The organism is Bacteroidia bacterium, from assembly GCA_041391665.1.
Classification (GTDB): domain Bacteria; phylum Bacteroidota; class Bacteroidia; order J057; family J057; genus JAGQVA01.
Genome location: JAWKNO010000002.1, coordinates 495,142 through 515,802 on the forward strand (window position 1 = coordinate 495,142; position 20,661 = coordinate 515,802).

Sequence of the window (20,661 nt, forward strand, 5' to 3'; positions counted from 1 at the left end):
AAAAATGCCAAAGTAGAAAAGTGAATATTAATGAAAGTATAACCGGGTAAGATTTCTGAATACTCAGGCTACTGTAGATAATAACACAAAATAGAAATATCTGAAATAAAGAACATTTACCGTTTCCCCATGATTCGAGCGAAAATTTCCCTCTTTTTAGGTTTGTTTTTTTCTGTGTTTTTAAGTGCCCATGCAACACATATCACCGGCGCAGAACTTACCTACACCTGCGTAAACCCGGCAGCGCGGGTGTATCAGGTAAAACTTACGGTGTATAGAGATTGTGTAAATGGACAAGCCGCTTTTGACAATAATGTGCGCTTATTTATTTTCCGTGGCAGTAACAACACGCTTTATAACACTGTCAATATCCCGTTGTCTCAAACGGGAATAGAAGTACTTCCGGTGGACTGGAATGCCTGTACCGGTACTCCTTATAACCTTTGTGTGGAGTATGTCAACTATACAGCGAATGTTACCCTTCCTGCACTTGCCGGAGGATATAATATCGGTTGGGCACGATGCTGCCGAAACAATGTGGTTACTAATATTTTCCAAAATCAGGGCATTACGGTACTGGCAAAGGTTCCCGAAACTACGCCAGCCTCTTGTAACAGTATGCCCACATTTAATCAGCTGCCGCCACTGTTCCTTTGTGTCAATCAGCCTTTCAGCTTCAACCACTCGGCGACTGATCCCAATGGTGACTCGTTGGTGTACCAGATTTCCAACCCCTATACAGGCGTCAATACAGTGGGACAGGGCGCTACCCAGTTTAATCCGGTAGTAAGTGTCGGCGGATTTGGGGCCAATCCTATGGGACCACCTCCCTATCAAAATGTGAATTATTTTGCCGGCTATAGTTATCAGGATCCTTTTGCCTCCGGCAATTTTAACATAGACCCTCTTTCCGGACTGCTTACCCTCACACCCACCCAAATTGGTCTTTCTGTTTTTGCGCTTTCTGTAAAAGAATACCGCAATGGTGTGCTGCTCAGTGAAAACAAACGGGACTTTCAGATCAATGTAATTACTTGTTCTCCGCAGGGAAATGAGCCTGTGATCGCCAATAATACAGCGCCGGTTCCTGGTTCAAATGGAGATACGATCTGGGTAAAGCCGACCGAATCGTTTTGCTATGACATTTCTGTCTCCGATCCTACTGTAGGCGATACCGTAATTCTTTTCCCTGTCAGTGCTGTTTTTGGCATTGGCAATACGCTGCCTCCGCCTTTTGCAACCTTAACCTATACTGGTACCAATCCTGCGGTAGGACAAGTCTGCTGGACGGCCTCTTGTAAACTGGAGGGTGATACCGTCTTGTTTATTGTCGGCGGGCGGGATACTTCCGATTGCCCCGGGTATAATATCGTTTTTGATACAACCTATGTGATTGTAGAGCCAATGGCCCGGGCTACGCTCTCTCATACATTGCCTGGAGCCAGTGCGGATACTGTATTTGTGGATCCACTTGAGAACTTCTGTTTCACATGGACGGCTTCAGACGCGGATGCATTTGATACACTGGAACTGATACCGATACAGGGCCCTTTTCCCGGCCTGGGTGCACCACAACCGGTGGCTACGATTACGCAGTCTGGTACCAACCCGATTTCGGGAAATGTCTGCTGGACACCGCCCTGTACCATGGCGGGAATGACCGTTCCCATGATTCTGGGTGCAAGGGATGTCAACTATTGTAAATTTCTCACAAGAGATACGATTTATGTCGTCATCAGCCCGCTGCCTCCCACCGATGCAGGGCTGGGAGATACACTTTGTGTAGGCCAAAGCGCTTTCCTCCAGGCAAGCGGCGGGGTTTCCTATTTGTGGTCTCCTTCCACCGGCCTCAGTAATGTGAATATTGCAAACCCAGTGGCAACACCCACCGTCAGCACTACCTATACCGCAAGTATTACGGATGCTTTTGGCTGTGTGCAAACCGATAATGTGTTCGTTCTGGTTCATCCTCTGCCAAATGCTTTTGCCGGAAATGATACGATAAAATGCCCGGGAATCCCGATGCAGTTGCAGGCTACAGGGGGGATTATTTATAGTTGGTCTCCTGCTGCTACCTTATCCAACCCTAATATATCCAATCCGGTAGCTAATAATATATTCACCACAACCTATACTGTAACGGTGACGGATCTCAATGGCTGTGTAAATACAGATCAGGTTGTGGTAACTCCTATGGATGCGGTTGCCGGACCCGATCAGGTTATCTGCTCCGGAGATAGTGTTACGATTTCCGCTTCAGGGGGAATTACCTATTCCTGGTCCCCTGCAACTGGTTTAAGTAATCCTAATATTGCAAACCCCAAAGCTTCGCCCGCTACGACCACAACCTATACTGTAACAGTTGTCAATAGCTTAGGTTGCGTAGATACAGATCAACTGACCGTTACGGTCAATCCGTTGCCGACTGTGAGTGCGGGGGCGAATACCGCCATTTGTATTGGTGGTAGTACCCAGCTGAATGCAACGGGCGCAGTAAATTATGTCTGGTCTCCGGCCACAGGTCTTTCTTCTTCCACAGTAGCCAATCCTACGGCTAATCCTACGACAACTACTACCTATACCGTTACCGGAACAGACGCAAATGGTTGTGTGAATACCGCAAGCATGACACTAACCGTTAATCCTTTACCCATAATCAACGCGGGAAATGATACACTGAAATGTGGTACAACCGGTATTCAGATCGCTGCGACTTTCGACCCTGATTATACCTATTTGTGGAGCCCTGGGACAGGTGTAAGTAATGTTTCTGTGTTTAATCCGATCGTAAATCCGCTGACAACAACCAATTATACTGTCTTTGTAACTGATGAAAATGGATGTACACAAACCGATGGAATTCTGGTCTCAGTAGTTCATGCGGATGCTGGAGTAGATGATACACTTTGTGTGGGGGAAGCCGTACAATTACATGGCAATGGCGGTGTTTCCTATTCATGGGATAATCCTTCTACTCTGAGTAACCCTAACTCTTCTGACCCGATTGCTTCACCATTGGTTACCACTGTTTATACCTTGACCATTACGGCAGTTACGGGTTGTACAGACACTGACCAGGTTACCGTGGTGGTCAATCCACTGCCCAATGCCAATGCTGGCAATGACCAGCCTTTATGTATTGGCGACTCAGTTAACCTGAACGCGAGCGGTGGAGTTGTTTATGTCTGGAATCCTTCGCCCTCTCTGTCTGGCACCAATATCCCCAATCCCCTGGTTTTTCCTACTGACACTACCGATTATGTGGTTACGGTTACCGATGCCAATGGCTGTGTAAATACTGATACAACAACCGTCATTGTCAACTTACTACCCATTGTAGATGCCGGAAATGATACCGCGAAATGTGGGAATGTGGGTGTACCGCTTGCTGCCAGTGGTGGCGTGAATTTTGCCTGGACACCTGCCCTGGGCCTTGATAATCCTTTGGTGTTTAACCCAATAGCAAACCCTGATTCTTCCTCGACTTACTTTGTTGCGGTGACGGATACCAATGGCTGTACCAGCATGGATTCGGTATTTGTCAGAACAATGTATGCAAATGCCGGCCCGGATATACCTGTTTGTATTTATGACAGTATCCAGCTTGCCGCCAGTGGTGGGGTAGGGTACCAGTGGGATTTATCTCCTGATCTGATCAATGCGGCTTCTTCTACGCCTACTGTATTTCCTCAGGCAACAACAGATTTTTATGTAACGGTTACAGATATTACAGGCTGTACAGACCGCGATACAGTTACCGTAGTGGTGAATCCGCTTCCACTTACCACGACTTTTGGTACAGACCCTTATGTTTGTTCTGGGGGGGGTACTACTGTGAATGCAACTGGCGGAGTCATCTATCAGTGGATGCCTGCCAATATTTTTAACGATCCTACCCTCGCCAGCCCGGTTGCTTCACCGACTTATAGCGGTACTACGCTGGACAGTACCTGGCGGTTTTATGTGTCTGTCACCGACACCAACGGTTGTACCAGTCTCGACTCTTTGGATCAGGTCGTGCGGTTATTGCCTATTATTACAATTAGCAACGATACGGTTCGATGCCCGGGAGGAACTGTTCCGCTTTTACTGACCGGAGGTATTTCATACCAATGGTCTCCCTCTTATGCGTTGAGCGATCCTAATATCCCCAATCCTATCGCTTTTCCGGACACAACTACGATTTATACAGGAACAGTTACTGCCGTATGGGGTTGCGCTGATTCTGCGGAGGTAACGGTATTTGTGATTGATCCTGACGCCGGGCCTGATGTTACGATTTGTGCGCGGGACAGTGTGCAACTGTTCGCTTCTGGTGGTATGTCCTATAGTTGGGCGCCTGCAACTGGGTTGAGTAATGCCAATATTGAAAACCCAATGGCTTCCCCCGCATTTACTACAGAGTATATTGTGACTGTGACCGACAGCCTCGGCTGCGTGGATGTTGATACCATGATGGTTTTTGTCAATCAATTGCCTCCGGCAGATGCGGGCCTGGACCAGGCAATCTGTATCTTCGATACGGTTCAGCTTTCAGCTGCCGGTGGGATATCATACCTATGGGTTTCCGGCGATAGCCTGAGTGATGATACATTGGTTAACCCGCTGGCTAACCCGCTGGTAAGTCAGTTTTTTGTAGTAGCGGTAACGGATACCAATGGCTGTACTGAACGCGACTCAATGTTCCTTACCGTCAATCCTCTGCCTCCGGCTGATGCAGGTACAGACTTTACCAAATGTGGAGAGGACTCTGTGCAGCTTACTGCCAGCGGAGGCGTTAATTATCTGTGGAGTCCCGCATCTTTCCTTAGCGCAGATAATATCCCTAACCCAATGGCGGTGCCTGACTCCAATTTTACCTATGTTGTAACTGTTACGGATATCAACGGCTGTGTAAATACTGATACCCTGAATATTCTGACTATGTATGCAAAAGTCAGTGAGCCGGATACAATTTGCTTTGGCGATACCATACGCCTGCAGGCTGGTCATATCGGCGGACTGGCAACTGCTTATTCCTGGTCTCCGGATTCGTCTGTTGTGAATGCTTTGGTAGCTGACCCCTTTGTATTTCCGGTCGTTACTACTACTTATATTGTTGCAGTAACAGATTCCAGCGGATGTATGGATGACGTTGCCGTTGAAATATTTGTCAACCCGCCCCCACCGGCCAATGCTGGCCCTGATACGGCGATTTGTATCGGCGAAACAGTCCGCCTCAATGCTTCGGGTGGTATCGGGTATGAGTGGAATGCTGATCCTGCTTTGAGCAACTTCTCTATTCCGGACCCTATTGCCAATACAACTACTTCCAAAGGATTCATTGTAACGGTGACGGATGGAAATGGCTGTACCGCTAAAGACGATATATTCCTTACGATAAATCCGTTGCCGATCTTAGATGCAGGAGTGGATACCTTTATCTGTGACAGGGGTGCGGCACTTCTGTCGGCTACCGGAGCAACTACCTATCTCTGGTCTCCCGGTCAGACGCTCTCCGACCCTGCATCAGATGCGCCTCTCGCATTCCCGTCTGTCAATACTACCTATACCGTAACTGGCACAGATGACAATGGTTGTGTCAATACTGATCAGGTAACGGTAAATGTCTGGGAACTTCCTGTGATTACCGGCGACCCTTATCACGAAATCTGTATCGGGCAGGATCAGATTCTGGAAGTGTCCGGTGGCAAATCCTACTTGTGGAGTACAGGTGCAAAAAATGATCGTATTCGGGTTGTACCGCCGTCGACGAGTGTTTTCTGGGTAATTCCATTTGAAGACAATGGTTGTGCCGGAGATACTTTCTTCCATGAAGTATATGTCGAACGGAATCTGCCAAGACCGGAGTTTGTCCCAGATCCCGCCGAAGGTTTTTATCCGCTGGAGGTGAATTTCAACAATCAAAGCCAGTTTGCTACCAATTTTATCTGGAACTTTGGCGATGGTGAATTTTCGGAAGACCCGAACCCAACTCATACATTCACCGAACCAGGAGATTTTGTGGTGATCCTGACAGCGGACAACGATATTGGATGTCCGGCTGATTTTGAATACAGGTTTATCAGGGCGCTGGATTACAATATTTTCTTCCCTACCGCTTTTACCCCTAACGGAGATGGGCATAATGACGAATTTTATATCGTGATGAACTCTATTGAAGTATTTGAAATTCAAATATTTAACCGCTGGGGGCAATTGATCTACCAGTCCAATGACCCCTCTTTCCGTTGGGATGGAAGTGCGGGCGGAACACCAGTTGCTGAAGGTGCTTACGTTTATAAAGTAAATGCTGTAACTTACCGCGGTGAACGCATCCAAAGGGGTGGTTCAATTACTTTGATCCGGTAATCTACTTATGGCAAACAGTACTAAAAGTAGTTCCGTTAATCGATCTGATAAATGGAGCTACCTTTTCCGGCCTATGCCAGCATTGGGGCTGGGCATATTTAGAATTTCTTTTGGTGCAATTATGCTCTGGGAGATGTTGTATCTGGTGAAACTGGACTTTGTCCCTGTCTTTCTGACGGACCCTGAAGTGCATTTTCATTATGATCTGCTTTCATGGCTGAACCCACTCCCCGAAAACCTCATGTGGTTGCTCATCGTAGCGCTGATAGCCTGCTGTGTTCTCATTATTTTGGGTAAATGGTATCGGCCAGCTATGGCGGTTTTTGCCATTGGCTTTACCTATATATTTTTTATTGATAAAGCCTATTACAACAACCACCTTTATCTGATCTGTCTGCTCTCCGGATGGTTGATATTTATTGATGCGGATACTTCATTGAAAATTGGGCGAAAAACTGCGCCAACTGGTGATGAAACGGTTCCAGCCTGGATGTATTACGTCCTTCAGGCTCATCTGGTGATGGTGTATTTTTTTGGGGGAATAGCTAAGCTGAATTATGATTGGCTCATTCGGCACGAACCTGTGATGACCATGCTGGATGAGGGTTTTTATTTGCACCAACTGCTTGGAGACTCCATCGCTATTGGACTGCTTACCTACGGTGGGCTTGTTTTCGACCTTACCATAGGTTTTATACTGCTATTTCCTAAAACCCGCTGGCTGGGCGTCGCCGGGGTATTGTTCTTTAACCTGAGCAATGCATCACTCTTCGACGATATCAACATATTTCCCTATTTTATGGTTCTGGCAACTGTACTTTTTTTGGATCAGAACTGGTTGAAGGAAAAGCTGTATTTCCGGAAGCCTGATCCCAAAAGAAAACAGCCTAAACCATCCGTATTTGCCCCTTCCCGCAGATTGGTACTGATCCTCTGTATATATTTTGGCATTCATCTCTTAATGCCATTCCGCCATTTTTTATACCCGGGAAACCCGGAATGGACAGGTCAGGGACAGCGTTTTTCATGGCGGATGAAAATTCAGACCAGAAAAACAGAAAAGCTGGAATTCCAGGTTCTCGATTATTCCCGAAAAACCATTTACCCGGTTGACCTCAGCGCCTACAAACTCAATCGCGATCAGATCACGCTGATGGCCATGGACCCCGCCGCAATGTGGCAATTCTGTCAGTTTTTGTCCGACCGGGGAAAAATCAAGCTTCACTCAAAGAAAGTCGGGGTACAGGCAAATATCAGGGTTTCAATGAATAACCGACCTGTTCAGCAAATGGTTGACCCTGAAATTAATATGGCCGAAACCACCCGAAGTATATTCAGGAATAGCACCTGGATTCTCCCGTTGAAAGATAACCCCTGAAAAATATGAACCCTTCCCTCAAATACATGTTTAACCTTGATCCTGAGGTTATCTATCTGAATGGTGCATATATGTCACCGATGTTGCGAGAGGTGGAAGAAGCCGGGATAACGGGTATTTTGGGAAAACGTTCTCCTAACCGTATCTCAACCGATGATTTTTTTGCCCCTGTAAAGGCACTCAAATCAGCGTTTACCAAACTGGTTGGTGGGGATACTCCCGAAAGGGTTGCTTTGATTCCTTCTGTCTCTTATGGAATGGCGATCGCTACGCGCAATATTCCTTTGAGAAGAGGTGAGAAAATCATATTGGCAGACGAACAATTTCCCAGCAATGTGTTTGGCTGGGAAAAGCTTGCCCACCATACTGGCGCATCTGTTATAAGGGTCACCCCGCCGCAGGATTTTTCTGACAGAGGGGAGCACTGGAATGAAAAAATACTAAACGCTATCGACGAGAGTACAAAAGTAGTCGCCCTTCCCCATTTTCACTGGGTAGATGGGACACGCTTTGACCTCCTTGCCATTCGCAAAAAAACCTGGGAAGTGGGTGCCAAACTTATTATTGATGGCACACAGTCTATTGGCGCGTTTCCTTTTGATATTCAGGAGATACAGCCAGATGCCGTAATTGCTGCGGGGTATAAATGGCTAATGGGGCCTTATGGTCTGGGACTCGCCTGGTTTGGGCCTTTTTTTGATGATAAGGAGCCGCTGGAAGAAAACTGGATCAACCGCATGGGGAGTGAAGACTTTAGCTCTCTGGCCAGGTATGAGCCCCATTATCAGCCATTTGCGCGACGATATGATATGGGAGAACAAAGCAATTTTATCCTGGTTCCAATGCTTACTACCGCAATAGGGTGGATCAACAGGCAAGGGGTGGACCATATACAGGGGTATTGTAAAGAACTGGTTTCAAAACCATTGGAGATTCTTCAGTCTGCGGGTTATCAGGTTGAGCAGCCCGGGTGGCGGAGCAATCATTTGGTTGGTATTTATCTTCCCAAAGGGTTGGCGGTAAATCATATAAAACAGGAGCTGGAGAAAGAAAAAATATTCATTTCTGTAAGAGGAAAATCGCTCCGGGTCTCGCCACATTTATATAATGAACCAGCAGATTTGGAAAAGCTGGTTTCAGTCTTAATGAATGTTTCTGCTAAACATCGCAATTAAACCGTAATTTCTTTACATACAATTTATCAAAATAAGTTTTGAATTAACAATCTTTTACTTATACTTGCATTAACATTATGAAATTATCACTCATATACAACGCCAGCTTTTTTTACTTTTACTATTTTTTTGGTAAAGGGCAGGGCCTTGTATAATGGTTTTTATAAAAACTAAGCAAGTCCCTGAAAGAAAATTTCAGGGATTTTTTTTTGTCTGAAAACTGAAAAACGAAAAAATGAAATCAGTATTAACCGCCGAAAAACGAATTGCCATTCAGGGTGTGATGGGGTCTTTCCACGAAATTGCTGCCCGGAAGTTTTTTGGCGACGAAATAGAATTGGAAATGTGCGACTCTTTTCCGGCTCTTTTTCGTTCTTTAGATCAAGGCAAAGCCGAATTTGGGGTAATGGCAATAGAAAATAGCGTGGCAGGTACAATTTTGCCCAACTATGGCCTTGTCAGAGATTCCCGTTATACGATAATTGGTGAGTTATACCTTCGTATAGAACATCATATCATGGCGCTTCCCGGACAGAGTTTAGCCGAAATCCACGAAGTCCATTCGCACCCCATGGCAATTTTGCAGTGTCACAAATACTTTGAAGATCAGCCTCATATTCGTCTGATTGAAAGCACCGATACCGCAGACAGTGCATGGATGATTAAAAAATCGAAAAAAACGGGTGTAGGTGCCATTGCCAGCAGACTGGCCGCAAAACATACCGGATTGGAAATCCTTGCAGAAGGAATTGAAACCCATAAACGAAATTTTACCCGCTTTTTAGTACTTCAGCAAAGCGACCTCGTGGATTTTGAAAAAATCCGGCCAAACAAATCCTCGCTATGTTTTAATCTTGTCCATAAGGTTGGGAGTTTATCTCAAATTCTGCTTGTACTTAGCAGCCATGGAATGAACCTGACTAAAATTCAGTCTCTTCCTGTAATCGGACATGAATGGCAGTATTTTTTTCATATCGATCTCGAATATGATGATTATGCGCAATATCAGCGTTCTCTTTCAGCCATTCAACCCCTTGTCGCAGAGCTAAAAATCCTTGGAGAATACGAACGGGGCAAAAAGCATCCGGAGGCTCACCTTTAATCGTTATTATTAAAAAAATCAATTATCTATGATCATAGAACCCTCAAACAGACTCGCACATATTCAGGAATACTATTTCGCGGGAAAATTGCGCGAGTTGCGTCGCCGCATGTCAGAAGGAGAGGATATTATCAACCTCGGGATCGGAAGCCCTGATATGATGCCCTCTGAGGAAACGATTAAATCCATGATCAATACTTCGGTAGATCCCGGAAATCATGGTTATCAGCCCTATAAAGGGATACCCCGGCTTCGTAAAGGATTTTCTCAATGGTACCAGAATACATACGGGGTAGAGTTGGACCCTGAAACGGAAATTCTTCCATTGATGGGTTCCAAAGAGGGGATTATGCATATCTCCATGGCCTTTCTAAACCCCGGCGACCAGGCATTGATCCCTGACCCGGGGTATCCGACCTACGTCTCTAACACCCGAATCGCAGGTGCCGAGCCGCTGTTTTACCAACTGTCAGAAACTACCAACTGGGAGCCGGATTTTGAAACATTAGAGAAAATGGATCTCTCAAAGGTAAAAATCATGTGGGTCAATTACCCTCATATGCCTACCGGGGCTACAGGTTCCAGAGAACTCTTTGAGAAAATCATCGCATTTGGCCGGAAAAACAGGATTCTCATTTGCCATGACAACCCATATAGTCTGGTGTTAAATGATCGCCCTATGAGTATGCTGGAGCCTGAAGGAGCAAAAGACGTGGTCGTCGAACTAAATTCTCTAAGCAAATCGCATAATATGGCGGGCTGGCGTGTCGGAATGGTCGCTGGAAATCAGGCCTATATTGATACGATTCTTCGGGTAAAAAGTAATATGGACTCGGGTATGTTTTTACCCATGCAGGAAGCTGCGGCTACTGCATTAGACAACTCCTACGAATGGCATAGAGAGCGTAATATGGAATATCTGGTTCGAAGGAAAATTGTCGAGAAAATGCTGGGCGCGCTGGATTGTACGTTTAGTCAGGAGCAGGTGGGCATGTTTATCTGGGCAAAAATTCCCGATAGCTCTCCGTCTGGCGAGTTTTATTCTGAATATATTTTGAATAATTGTAGCGTCTTTATTACCCCGGGTTTTATTTTTGGATCACAGGGTGACAGGTACATCCGTGCATCCTTGTGTATGCCCAAAACCCGATTGCAGGAAGCCCTGACAAGAATTCTTGAGTTTCAACTGGAAAAGGTGCAGTAATGACAATTACGATTGTAGGATTGGGACTTATCGGGGGATCACTGGCTTTGGATCTGCGGGCAAATGGTTTTGCTGATTGGCTGATCGGTGTGGATGCAAATCCATTGCATACAGATCAGGCGATAGCATTGGGGTTGGTAGATGAAATATTATCGCTGGAAAGTGCTTGTGCGGCGGCTGATCTCGTGATTCTCGCAGTACCGGTAAGTGGGATTGTTTCTCTTTTCCCACAGGTGCTAGACCTGATATCAGAGAAAGGGGTTGTCGTAGATATGGGTTCGACGAAAGCAGAAATTATACGTCGAATAGCCGGGCATCCGCGGCGGTCCCGTGCAGTTGCGGCGCACCCAATGGCAGGTACAGAGTTTTCGGGGCCGGCAGCAGCGATCAATAATCTTTTTCACGGAAAGGCTGCAATTATCTGCGACCGAAGCCAAAGCGACCCTCAGGCAGTTCATCTGGTTGAGCGACTATTTAAGAGTCTATTTATGCGGATCATTTATATGGATGCCCGTGAACACGATATTCATGCGGCTTATGTCTCTCATATATCGCATATCACCTCTTTTGTGCTTGCTTTAACAGTATTGGATAAAGAAAAAAGCGAAGCAAATATCTTTAACCTTGCCAGTGGTGGTTTCTCTTCCACTGTGCGACTTGCTAAAAGCTCTCCCCGCATGTGGCGGGATGTATATGAGCAAAACAGCGAGAATATTCTGGACGTGTTAAATAATTATATAGAAAAAATGGGTCTTTTCAGAGATTTGATCGCCAAAGGCGAATACGATCAAACGTATTCGCTGATGGAAGCAGCCAATGTAATCGGCCCAATTCTTAATGGAATTAAATAATCAATTCAACAAATACCATGGATAGTTTAACGTTTATCCCTTTAAAAGACTGGGGTTTCGGTATGGGTGAAAGAATGGTAATTTCTGGTCCCTGTAGTGCAGAAACCCGTGAGCAGGTGTTGGAAACCGCGCGCCTCGTTGCCAAAGAAAATGTGCAGGTGTTGCGTGCCGGAATCTGGAAACCACGTACAAGACCCAATTCCTTTGAGGGAATCGGTAGTGAAGGCCTTGCGTGGCTTGCTGAAGCTGGGCGGGAAACAGGGCTTCCCACCTGCGTAGAAGTTGCCAACGTAAAACATGTGTACGAATGCCTCAAAGCAGGCGTTGATATGCTTTGGATTGGCGCAAGAACGACAACCAACCCTTTTGCCGTTCAGGAGATTGCCGATGCTATCAAGGGGATGGACATTCCTGTCATGGTTAAAAATCCCGTAAATCCGGATCTTGAATTATGGATCGGAGGAATTGAACGCATTTATCAGGCGGGTATTCGGAGAATCGCCGCCATCCATCGGGGTTTTTCCTCTTACGGTAAATCAAAATACCGCAATCAGCCTCAATGGGAAATTCCTATCGAACTTCGTCGTCGCTACCCTGATATGCCGATCATTTGCGATCCTAGCCATATTTGTGGAACAAGAGACCTTATCGCTTCTGTTGCACAAAAAGCAATGGACCTTAACTTTAATGGGTTAATGATCGAAGCGCATATCAATCCCGATGTAGCATGGAGTGATGCCAAACAACAGGTGACACCTGCACGCCTTGGCCATATTCTCAATGAACTCGTTTACCGTAAAACCCAGAGCGATAACCCTGCTTTCATTAATCAGCTCTCCTTGTTGAGAGACCAGATCGACGAACTTGACAATCAGATGGTCGATTTACTCGCAAACAGGATGAAAATCTCCCGCCAGATCGGTCATTATAAAAAAGAGAATGGCATTACCATTCTTCAGGCTGCCCGTTGGAGCGATATTATCAAAGATCGTCTTCAGGCTGCCGTCGCCAAAGGATTGAGTGAAGACATTATGAACGAGATTCTTCAAATGATTCACAAAGAGTCTATTCGCCAGCAGACTATGGTAATGAACTCCGAAGAAGTAAAAAACTAACTTCAGTTATCCAATTCTACCATATAGGCCGTCGGATACAGTCTTTTCATCCGGCGGTCTATATCACTGACCGTAACTCTTCCATCCTTATTTTCATCCAACCCGGCATTTTGCTCATACGATTTTCCGGGCTTTGCATACAGGGTATAACAATAGTCCTGTTTGCGTGCCTTGGGGTACAAAATCGCCAGATAGAGGTCCGCAAGACTTTCGTAGTCTCCGTATCTTTCTCTTGCCTGCTCCAGATATAGATATACATATTCCAATTGCTGGAGATGGTTCATCTTACGGATTCGCTGAAGAGAAACATTCAAATCTTCTGCGGCTGCCGGCATAAACTGTATCAGTCCGGTAGCTCCGCTTCCCTTTTGATTTAGCACCGATGCATCAAATTTTGATTCGGAATACATAACGGCCATTAGCCATTCGGGGGGTACATGCAGCATACCCGCGATTTCTCTGACTTTATCTTCAAACGTGAAAATATCGGGAACAAACATACTCGCTTTGTCAATCAAATAAAGCGATGGTTCTTTTACCGGTGCAGTAGGCATTTCTGAACCACCACGGAAATGGACACCCGGGTTAAAAATGGTATGAGTCAGAATATTGGATAAAATAATAACCCCAGCAATCATGCCTATATTCCGAAAATTTCTCCTGAGATTTTCAGGCATTGGGCGCGTGAGGGTAGTCTCACCACGACGGGAATAGTATTCCGCCCCGGATTTAGTGATTCTTGGTCGATAGGTACTCATCTTTGTCCGATTTTGAGTTGAATTGCCAACATAATTAGAATTTGCGTTTGATATAATCCAAATTTACTAACAAATTTAGATAAAGCAAATATAATTAGCACAAAATTCTAACATTATTGGAGTTTCTCCTCCGGACATATAGAATTACTCTGACCAAATCACCACAAAAGTTTGCGTACGACGGATTGATTCTGGCTATTTTTGAGTCTGATGACATATAAGCCACTCGCCAGAGAAGTCGCAGGAATCGCTATTTGGCTTACACCTGGAGAGATTGTTTGGGTAAAAAGAGTTTGTCCAAAAAGATTAGTCAATGATATCTCCCGGGTTTGGGGTTTTGATAAATCGTCGCTGAAATAGACGCGAATAATATTATCATTCTTTTGAGGAGTAACAGAAAATGAAAAATCGGCCAGTTGATGATCTTCAATTCCGGTAACCCCTGCGACCTCCAGCTGCATAACTACGGGGAGGTGGTCTGACATTTGTTTCATTGCCGCACAAATTGCTGCAGGTACTGATCCTGTATTACTACATAATAATTCCTGATTGTAGCTGTTTCCGTCATTTCCCAAAGCTGCATAAGTGCCGGGTACATAACCAATTCCGGCAGTATCTCCCATAATTGCAGGACTGGCAAGGATAAAGTCAAACCTGTCGTCCATTCCTCCGCCGGAACCACAATCTACAGAGCTTTGTCTGGGTGATTGTGTATGAATGATAGCATGAGTAGAGCCGTTCCAGCCGTTTTGTTTCCCGGCAGGATCAAGGAGTCTGATAGAAGTATCAGGATTAAAAACCATGGTCTGAAAGGCTGCCTCATTGTGGGAATATAAATTAAAATCACCCATGACCAGAATGTTTTTCCCTTTTCCTTTGGTGCTGATATAGTTCATGACGGCCTGAGCCATGCCCGCCCTTGTGTTAGCATCTCCGGGCGTGTCGCCAGCTTTGTAATGGGCTACGATACAGTCGAGAAATACGGTATCTACGCCTGGTGTTACAGTAGTCGGCTTTATGTACAGATGATAGACATTCATGTCTCTGAGAAATCCGCCGATCACCTCAACGCCTGTATAGGCAAATATATCATGGTCATAAAACAGTTGATTGACAAAGTTGGAATTGGCATTGTTGGTAAAGTCTGCATAGGAAATCCGGTTGGTATAGTCAAAAGACAAAGCTTTTATCCCATTGGCATAAGCGATATTGGGGCCCAATTCGTTTACTGTAAAGATATGCGGTTGATAGTGCTCCAAAATGGTACCCAGCCAGTTATATTTGTTGCTAATATTTACATTCGTACAAGGTGGTCCAAAGCTTAGCAGATTGTATTGCATGACCCGAATGCGGAGTTGGCTTTGGACCTGAAGTGAAAGTAGCAGAATAAGGATAAGATGAATAAACCTGGACATGGGTAATTATATTAGATTACTTTATCGCAATAAAATAGGCATTTTGTATGTAGCAAAACAAAGAATGATATGAGGAATGATTTTTCTTTTTCCACACGAGCGGGTTTCTTGTTGATAGGGATTCTGATGGGGAACCCCATTTTTTCACAAAATGATACGCTCAAATATCCTGAAGGCATTATTTTTAGTGTATTTGAGAAAGTATGGCCTTTGGAGGATAATGTTTCGCGTGTACTCCAGGAAGGTAAGTATGGATTTATTGCTGCCTCCGGAGAGATCGTAGCAAAGCCAATATATGACAAGGCTTCTGATTTTCGGGAAGGTCGGGCAAAAGTTAGTGTCAATGATAAATCAGGATTTATCAATGCCCGGGGAGAGGAGGTTGTACCTTTGATGTATGATCGTGTCTGGTCGTATCAGGATTCAGTAGCCATGGTTTCTTTAAATAGCCGTTACGGATTTATCAACTATTCCGGACAGACAGTAATTCCTTTGGAGTATGATTATGCACAAAATTCTTCTGAAGGATTGGTCATTGTCAGTCGTGAGGGGAAAAGTGCTTATTTTAATACACAAGGGAAGAGGATTACGGAGATGGTGTACGACGAGGCTTTTCCTTTTTTTAGTGGAAAAGCAAAGGTCCGCATAGATGTGCAGACCTTTTATATTGATCATTCCGGGAAATGTATCGAAGGGTGTGAATAGCTGTACCTGGAAATTAAACCGTAAGTGTTTCCATTGATAATATTTGTTGTCTGTCTGGTCCTACGGATACATAGGATACCGGTACGTCAAGATACGATTCCAGCGCATCGATATAATCTCTTAACGCTTTGGGGAGATCCTCTTTGGTTCTGGCAGCGGTAATGTCTGCTTTCCACCCTGGAAATGAATCATAGACAGGCTCAACTTTAGAGGTTTCAAAGTCAAAAGGCACTTCTTGAGTTTCTCCTCCTTCTACAATATAGCTTGTACAGACCTGGATTTCATCAAGCATGGAAAGAACATCTGCTTTGGTCATGATTAAGTCGGTAACACCATTTAGTTGAACCGCGTATTTAAGCAGCGGAAGGTCAATCCAACCTGTTCGACGGGGTCTTCCGGTTGTTGCGCCAAATTCGCTGCCCTCCTGACGGATTTTCTCTCCAAGATCGTCGTTGAGTTCTGTGGGGAAGGGTCCACTGCCTACCCGGGTGCAATAAGCTTTGAAAATGCCAAATACGCGACCGATCTGCTGAGGCGGAATGCCCAGGCCAACGCAAGCGCCAGCTGTAGTTGTATTAGAACTGGTTACATAAGGATAGCTGCCAAACTCGATATCGAGAAGTGTTCCTTGTGCACCTTCGGCAAGGATATTTTTTCCTGCTTTTAATGCATCTGCAAGCATATACTCCGTATTTACAAGATTGAGCTCACAGAGAAAGTCTATGGCCTCGCGAAACTGATCTTCCGTAGCGGAGAGGTCATACTCAAATCCGTAATAGTCATCGAGCATTCGGCGGTGTTTGGCCAGGAGAAACTGATATTTTTGCTCAAAATCACCAGAAACCAGATCACCCACGCGCAATCCATTCCTTCCGGTTTTATCCATATAGGTAGGTCCGATTCCTCTAAGAGTAGATCCAATCTTTTTATCTCCTTTGGCATGCTCTGAGGCCGCGTCAAGAAGTTTATGAGAAGGTAAGATGAGATGCGCCCTTTTGGAAATATACAATTGATCTCTGATATTTTTCCCCGAACCTTCCAGTGTTTCAATTTCCTTTTTAAGCGTAATCGGATCCAGCACTACACCATTTCCGATGATACAGGCAGTATTTGGGTGAAAGATTCCCGAAGGAATAAGATGAAGTACATATTTGGTTCCGTCAAAGACAATGGTATGCCCGGCATTTGGGCCACCCTGAAAGCGGGCTACGATATCATAACTCGGGGTAAACACATCCACGACTTTTCCTTTCCCTTCGTCGCCCCATTGCAGGCCCAGTAATACGTCTACAGGCATAGTAGTTGGTTTAGAATTTGGATTAATTAGAGAACAAAAGCCTTAACGGCATCTTCTTCTGTAGGATGGATTTTGAATATAGTATTCAGTTTGGTAATGATAAGCAGATTCTGGATAAAAGAAGAAGGATTGGCCAGAGATACTTCACCGCCAATTTTTCTGGCTTTTGTCAAAAGCGTAATCAGCACGCCTAGTCCGCTTGAATTGATATGTTGAAGATGTTGGAGATTGATGACAAAATTTCTTGCACCATTTTCAATATATTCGCTGAAAGATTCCGTTAGCGGAATACCATCAGTTTCTCCAATCAGATTTCCTTTCAGGTGATAGATGACAACCTGATCGGAGGTGGTTGTTTTAAATTCCATTTTTTTGCTAGTGATTAGTTCCCTTACGACCTTCACAGGTTACATCTTTGCATTGACCATAGATGGTAAGAGAATGGTGAGAAACTTCAAAATCAAGAATTTCCCCGATGGTTTTTTCAATTTCACCGAGTCGGGGGTCGCAAAACTCCATGACTTTTCCACAGGAGGAACAGATCATGTGGTCATGTTGTTTATAGCCATAAGATTTTTCATATAGTGCTTGCGAGGAACCAAACTGGTGCCTTTTTACAAGATCACATTCTACCAGAAGGTCGAGGGTATTGTAGACCGTTGCCCGACTTACACGGTAGTTGTTGTTTTTCATATGTATGTACAAAGATTCCACATCGAAGTGATCCGACCTTTGGTAGATCTCTTCGAGAATGGCAAACCTTTCAGGTGTTTTCCGCTGCCCTTTTTTGTCCAGATAACCGGCGAAAATGGTCTTTACCTCCTGAATCCTTTCTTTCTGCTTAATCGGTGGGATATCCGGCATAGACTAGTAATTAAACTCCTGCCAAATGTAAGAAAAAATCAGGATGTTACCACGGGTGGCAGGAGAAAGAGCCCTTGGTTTCAAGCTTTGTGACGGCTTTTTTTGCTTTTTGTTTTTCCTGATGGTTCTTCTTTAAGTGTACGTTGAATGGCCCAATAGGTAAAATAGAAACCGGCAGCAATGATTGCGATCAGAATAATCGTTGAAAAAGTATTCATAATCGGGGGTTTAGGGTGTTTATTTACCTACCTAATATAAGAAAAAAAACAAAAAAAAAGCTGTCCCGAAGGACAGCTTTTGGGTTTATTTTGAATGGGACTACATCATGCCGCCCATGCCGCCGCCCATTCCACCATGATGATGACCACCACCGTCTGATTCTGGTTCGGGTTCATCTGTAATCACAGCTTCTGTGGTCAGGAGCATACCAGCGATAGAGGATGCATTTTCCAGTGCAGTTCTTGCTACTTTGGTCGGGTCAATGATACCTGTTTCGAAGAAGTTTTCGTACTGCTCATTGCGGGCATTAAAACCATAGTCAAGTTGGTCACTAGACATAACCGCGTTCAGGATAACACCAGCTTCGAGGCCAGCATTTTCCACGATTTGACGAAGCGGTTCTTCCAATGCACGACGAACGATAGCCACGCCGATACCTACATCTCCCTTCAGGAAGTTGTCATTGATCCCGCCACGACCGGGCTTCAGGGCTGCAATTGCACGTACCAGTGCAACACCACCACCAGGGATAATGCCCTCTTCTACAGCCGCTTTGGTTGCATGAAGCGCATCGTCCACACGGTCTTTTTTCTCTTTCATTTCCACTTCAGTAGCAGCACCTACATAAAGCACTGCAACACCACCGGAAAGTTTTGCCAGACGCTCCTGGAGTTTTTCGCGGTCGTAATCTGAAGTAGTGGATTCGATTTGAGATTTGATCTGCTTGATACGCGCTGAAATCAGCTCAGTATCACCTCCACCGTCAACGATCGTTGTGTTATCTTTGTCAATAGAAACTTTTTTACAAGTTCCCAGCATGTCGAGGGTTGTATTTTCCAGTTTGAATCCACGCTCATCGGAGATTACCTGGCCACCTGTAAGGATAGCGATATCTTCGAGCATAGCTTTTCTGCGGTCTCCAAAGCCCGGAGCTTTTACCGCAGCAACTTTCAGCGAACCACGGATTTTGTTTACAACCAGCGTAGCCAATGCTTCACCATCAACGTCTTCAGCAACAATCAGAAGCGGACGACCTGTCTGAACGGTTTGCTCAAGTACAGGAAGAAGGTCCTTCATCTGAGAGACTTTTTTGTCGTGGAGGAGGATAAAAGGATTATCCAGCTCTACTACCATGGAGTCAGGATTGGTTACAAAGTAAGCCGAGAGGTATCCACGGTCAAACTGCATACCTTCCACTACGTCGAGGTAAGTGTCAAGACCTTTGGCTTCTTCAACAGTGATAACACCATCTTTTCCAACTTTGTCCATTGCATCAGCGATGAAGGCACCAATTTCTTCGTCATTATTGGAAGAGATGGTTGCAACCTGTGCAATTTCTTTGGAATCGGCGATGTTTTTAGAGAATTTTTTCAGCTGAGCAACTACCACTTTCGTAGCTTCTTCGATACCTTTTTTCAGCTCCATAGGGTTAGCGCCGGCTGTTACGTTTTTCAAACCTTCACGTACCATAGCCTGAGCCAGTACTGTAGCGGTCGTTGTACCATCACCTGCGATATCAGCGGTTTTGGAAGCAACTTCCTTCACCATTTGGGCACCCATATTTTCTACGGGATCTTTCAGCTCTATTTCTTTAGCGACGGTAACACCATCTTTTGTGATGGCCGGGGCGCCAAATTTTTTGTCAATAACGACATTTCTTCCTTTTGGCCCGAGGGTTACTTTTACAGCATTTGCCAATGCATCTACGCCTCTTTTCAAACGGTCGCGAGCCTCAACATTAAAATCAATTTTTTTAGCCATAGCTTATTTGCAATAATTTGATTTTGGAATTTTTGTGGAAAAATTAAACAATCGCGAGGATATCAGACTCTCTCATCATAAGATAATCTGTTCCTTCGATACTGATTTCTGTACCGGAGTATTTGCCATATAAAACGGTGTCTCCTACAGAAACTGAGGTTGGTTCGTCTTTTTTACCTGGACCGACAGCGACAACGGTTCCGCGTTGTGGTTTTTCTTTAGCGGTATCAGGAATGATGATACCAGAAGCTGTCTTTTCTTCCGCAGGCGCCGGCTGTACCAGCACTCTGTCAGCTAATGGTTTAATGTTTACTGCCATAGTTGATTCGCGATTTAAATAAATAGTTTTATGAGATAAATTTCATATTTGTTACGTGTAGGGTTTTTCGAAAAATATGCCAAGCATCCTGTTTATGACAAATTTTACAAACACCTTGACGTTACTTTCATTTTGGCAGAAATGGTT

At 44.8% G+C, this 20,661-nt stretch carries 16 protein-coding genes; 8 read left to right on the forward strand and 8 right to left on the reverse strand.

Annotated features, from left to right (window positions below; all coding sequences use genetic code 11):
• Window positions 1-129: 129 nt before the first annotated feature.
• From R3D00_13675 to R3D00_13705, 7 genes are all read left to right on the forward strand, one after another.
• Window positions 130-6,351, forward strand: coding sequence for a gliding motility-associated C-terminal domain-containing protein (locus tag R3D00_13675; GenBank protein ID MEZ4774228.1), 6,222 nt, complete (start codon window positions 130-132; stop codon window positions 6,349-6,351).
• 7 nt (window positions 6,352-6,358) lie between these two features.
• A complete protein-coding gene (locus R3D00_13680) occupies window positions 6,359-7,729 on the forward strand; it encodes an HTTM domain-containing protein (protein ID MEZ4774229.1) in 1,371 nt (456 codons plus the stop codon).
• A gap of 5 nt (window positions 7,730-7,734) precedes the next feature.
• On the forward strand, window positions 7,735-8,904 hold the full coding sequence (locus R3D00_13685; GenBank protein ID MEZ4774230.1) for an aminotransferase class V-fold PLP-dependent enzyme: 1,170 nt from the start codon (window positions 7,735-7,737) through the stop codon (window positions 8,902-8,904).
• A gap of 235 nt (window positions 8,905-9,139) precedes the next feature.
• On the forward strand, window positions 9,140-10,006 hold the full coding sequence (locus R3D00_13690) for a prephenate dehydratase (protein MEZ4774231.1): 867 nt from the start codon (window positions 9,140-9,142) through the stop codon (window positions 10,004-10,006).
• A gap of 28 nt (window positions 10,007-10,034) precedes the next feature.
• Entirely contained in the window at window positions 10,035-11,210 is a 1,176-nt protein-coding gene (locus R3D00_13695) for an aminotransferase class I/II-fold pyridoxal phosphate-dependent enzyme (protein MEZ4774232.1), read from the forward strand.
• Entirely contained in the window at window positions 11,210-12,061 is an 852-nt protein-coding gene (locus R3D00_13700; GenBank protein ID MEZ4774233.1) for a prephenate dehydrogenase, read from the forward strand. Before R3D00_13695 ends, R3D00_13700 begins: the two co-directional genes overlap by 1 nt.
• A 17-nt stretch (window positions 12,062-12,078) precedes the next feature.
• Complete coding sequence (locus R3D00_13705; GenBank protein ID MEZ4774234.1) at window positions 12,079-13,176, forward strand: bifunctional 3-deoxy-7-phosphoheptulonate synthase/chorismate mutase type II; 1,098 nt, start codon at window positions 12,079-12,081, stop codon at window positions 13,174-13,176.
• A 2-nt stretch (window positions 13,177-13,178) separates the two neighbouring features.
• On the opposite strand, the gene R3D00_13710 is transcribed toward R3D00_13705, so the two are convergent.
• Together R3D00_13710 and R3D00_13715 are read right to left on the reverse strand one after the other, a co-directional pair.
• The gene (locus tag R3D00_13710) at window positions 13,179-13,934 is read right to left on the reverse strand and encodes a transglycosylase SLT domain-containing protein (GenBank protein MEZ4774235.1); all 756 of its coding nucleotides are present in this window, start codon (window positions 13,932-13,934) and stop codon (window positions 13,179-13,181) included.
• Between the two features lie 158 nt (window positions 13,935-14,092).
• Complete coding sequence (locus tag R3D00_13715; protein MEZ4774236.1) at window positions 14,093-15,349, reverse strand: T9SS type A sorting domain-containing protein; 1,257 nt, start codon at window positions 15,347-15,349, stop codon at window positions 14,093-14,095.
• Window positions 15,350-15,418: 69 nt separating this feature from the next.
• Between R3D00_13715 and R3D00_13720 the strand changes: the two genes are divergently transcribed.
• On the forward strand, window positions 15,419-16,054 hold the full coding sequence (locus R3D00_13720; GenBank protein MEZ4774237.1) for a WG repeat-containing protein: 636 nt from the start codon (window positions 15,419-15,421) through the stop codon (window positions 16,052-16,054).
• Window positions 16,055-16,067: 13 nt separating this feature from the next.
• Here the strand turns inward: R3D00_13720 and R3D00_13725 are convergent, their stop codons facing one another.
• The 6 genes from R3D00_13725 to R3D00_13750 all read right to left on the reverse strand — a co-directional run bounded on the left by R3D00_13725 (window position 16,068) and on the right by R3D00_13750 (window position 20,514).
• Complete coding sequence (locus R3D00_13725) at window positions 16,068-17,351, reverse strand: adenylosuccinate synthase (protein ID MEZ4774238.1); 1,284 nt, start codon at window positions 17,349-17,351, stop codon at window positions 16,068-16,070.
• Window positions 17,352-17,377: 26 nt separating this feature from the next.
• Complete coding sequence (locus R3D00_13730) at window positions 17,378-17,719, reverse strand: STAS domain-containing protein (GenBank protein MEZ4774239.1); 342 nt, start codon at window positions 17,717-17,719, stop codon at window positions 17,378-17,380.
• A 7-nt stretch (window positions 17,720-17,726) separates the two neighbouring features.
• Complete coding sequence (locus R3D00_13735) at window positions 17,727-18,215, reverse strand: transcriptional repressor (GenBank protein ID MEZ4774240.1); 489 nt, start codon at window positions 18,213-18,215, stop codon at window positions 17,727-17,729.
• 80 nt (window positions 18,216-18,295) lie between these two features.
• A complete protein-coding gene (locus tag R3D00_13740; GenBank protein MEZ4774241.1) occupies window positions 18,296-18,433 on the reverse strand; it encodes a hypothetical protein in 138 nt (45 codons plus the stop codon).
• 100 nt (window positions 18,434-18,533) lie between these two features.
• On the reverse strand, window positions 18,534-20,195 hold the full coding sequence (gene groL / locus R3D00_13745) for a chaperonin GroEL (protein MEZ4774242.1): 1,662 nt from the start codon (window positions 20,193-20,195) through the stop codon (window positions 18,534-18,536).
• A gap of 43 nt (window positions 20,196-20,238) precedes the next feature.
• Window positions 20,239-20,514 carry a co-chaperone GroES gene (locus tag R3D00_13750; GenBank protein ID MEZ4774243.1) on the reverse strand — a complete coding sequence of 92 codons (276 nt, stop codon included), beginning with the start codon at window positions 20,512-20,514 and terminating at the stop codon, window positions 20,239-20,241.
• Window positions 20,515-20,661 lie beyond the last annotated feature (147 nt).

Bases quoted from the DNA above. Each gene is read 5' to 3' on its own strand.
- R3D00_13675 (MEZ4774228.1), top strand. From the start codon at position 130: ATGATTCGAGCGAAAATTTCCCTCTTTTTAGGTTTGTTTTTTTCTGTG.
- R3D00_13680 (MEZ4774229.1), top strand. From the start codon at position 6,359: ATGGCAAACAGTACTAAAAGTAGTTCCGTTAATCGATCTGATAAATGG.
- R3D00_13685 (MEZ4774230.1), top strand. From the start codon at position 7,735: ATGAACCCTTCCCTCAAATACATGTTTAACCTTGATCCTGAGGTTATC.
- R3D00_13690 (MEZ4774231.1), top strand. From the start codon at position 9,140: ATGAAATCAGTATTAACCGCCGAAAAACGAATTGCCATTCAGGGTGTG.
- R3D00_13695 (MEZ4774232.1), top strand. From the start codon at position 10,035: ATGATCATAGAACCCTCAAACAGACTCGCACATATTCAGGAATACTAT.
- R3D00_13700 (MEZ4774233.1), top strand. From the start codon at position 11,210: ATGACAATTACGATTGTAGGATTGGGACTTATCGGGGGATCACTGGCT.
- R3D00_13705 (MEZ4774234.1), top strand. From the start codon at position 12,079: ATGGATAGTTTAACGTTTATCCCTTTAAAAGACTGGGGTTTCGGTATG.
- R3D00_13710 (MEZ4774235.1), bottom strand. From the start codon at position 13,934: ATGAGTACCTATCGACCAAGAATCACTAAATCCGGGGCGGAATACTAT.
- R3D00_13715 (MEZ4774236.1), bottom strand. From the start codon at position 15,349: ATGTCCAGGTTTATTCATCTTATCCTTATTCTGCTACTTTCACTTCAG.
- R3D00_13720 (MEZ4774237.1), top strand. From the start codon at position 15,419: ATGAGGAATGATTTTTCTTTTTCCACACGAGCGGGTTTCTTGTTGATA.
- R3D00_13725 (MEZ4774238.1), bottom strand. From the start codon at position 17,351: ATGCCTGTAGACGTATTACTGGGCCTGCAATGGGGCGACGAAGGGAAA.
- R3D00_13730 (MEZ4774239.1), bottom strand. From the start codon at position 17,719: ATGGAATTTAAAACAACCACCTCCGATCAGGTTGTCATCTATCACCTG.
- R3D00_13735 (MEZ4774240.1), bottom strand. From the start codon at position 18,215: ATGCCGGATATCCCACCGATTAAGCAGAAAGAAAGGATTCAGGAGGTA.
- R3D00_13740 (MEZ4774241.1), bottom strand. From the start codon at position 18,433: ATGAATACTTTTTCAACGATTATTCTGATCGCAATCATTGCTGCCGGT.
- groL (MEZ4774242.1), bottom strand. From the start codon at position 20,195: ATGGCTAAAAAAATTGATTTTAATGTTGAGGCTCGCGACCGTTTGAAA.
- R3D00_13750 (MEZ4774243.1), bottom strand. From the start codon at position 20,514: ATGGCAGTAAACATTAAACCATTAGCTGACAGAGTGCTGGTACAGCCG.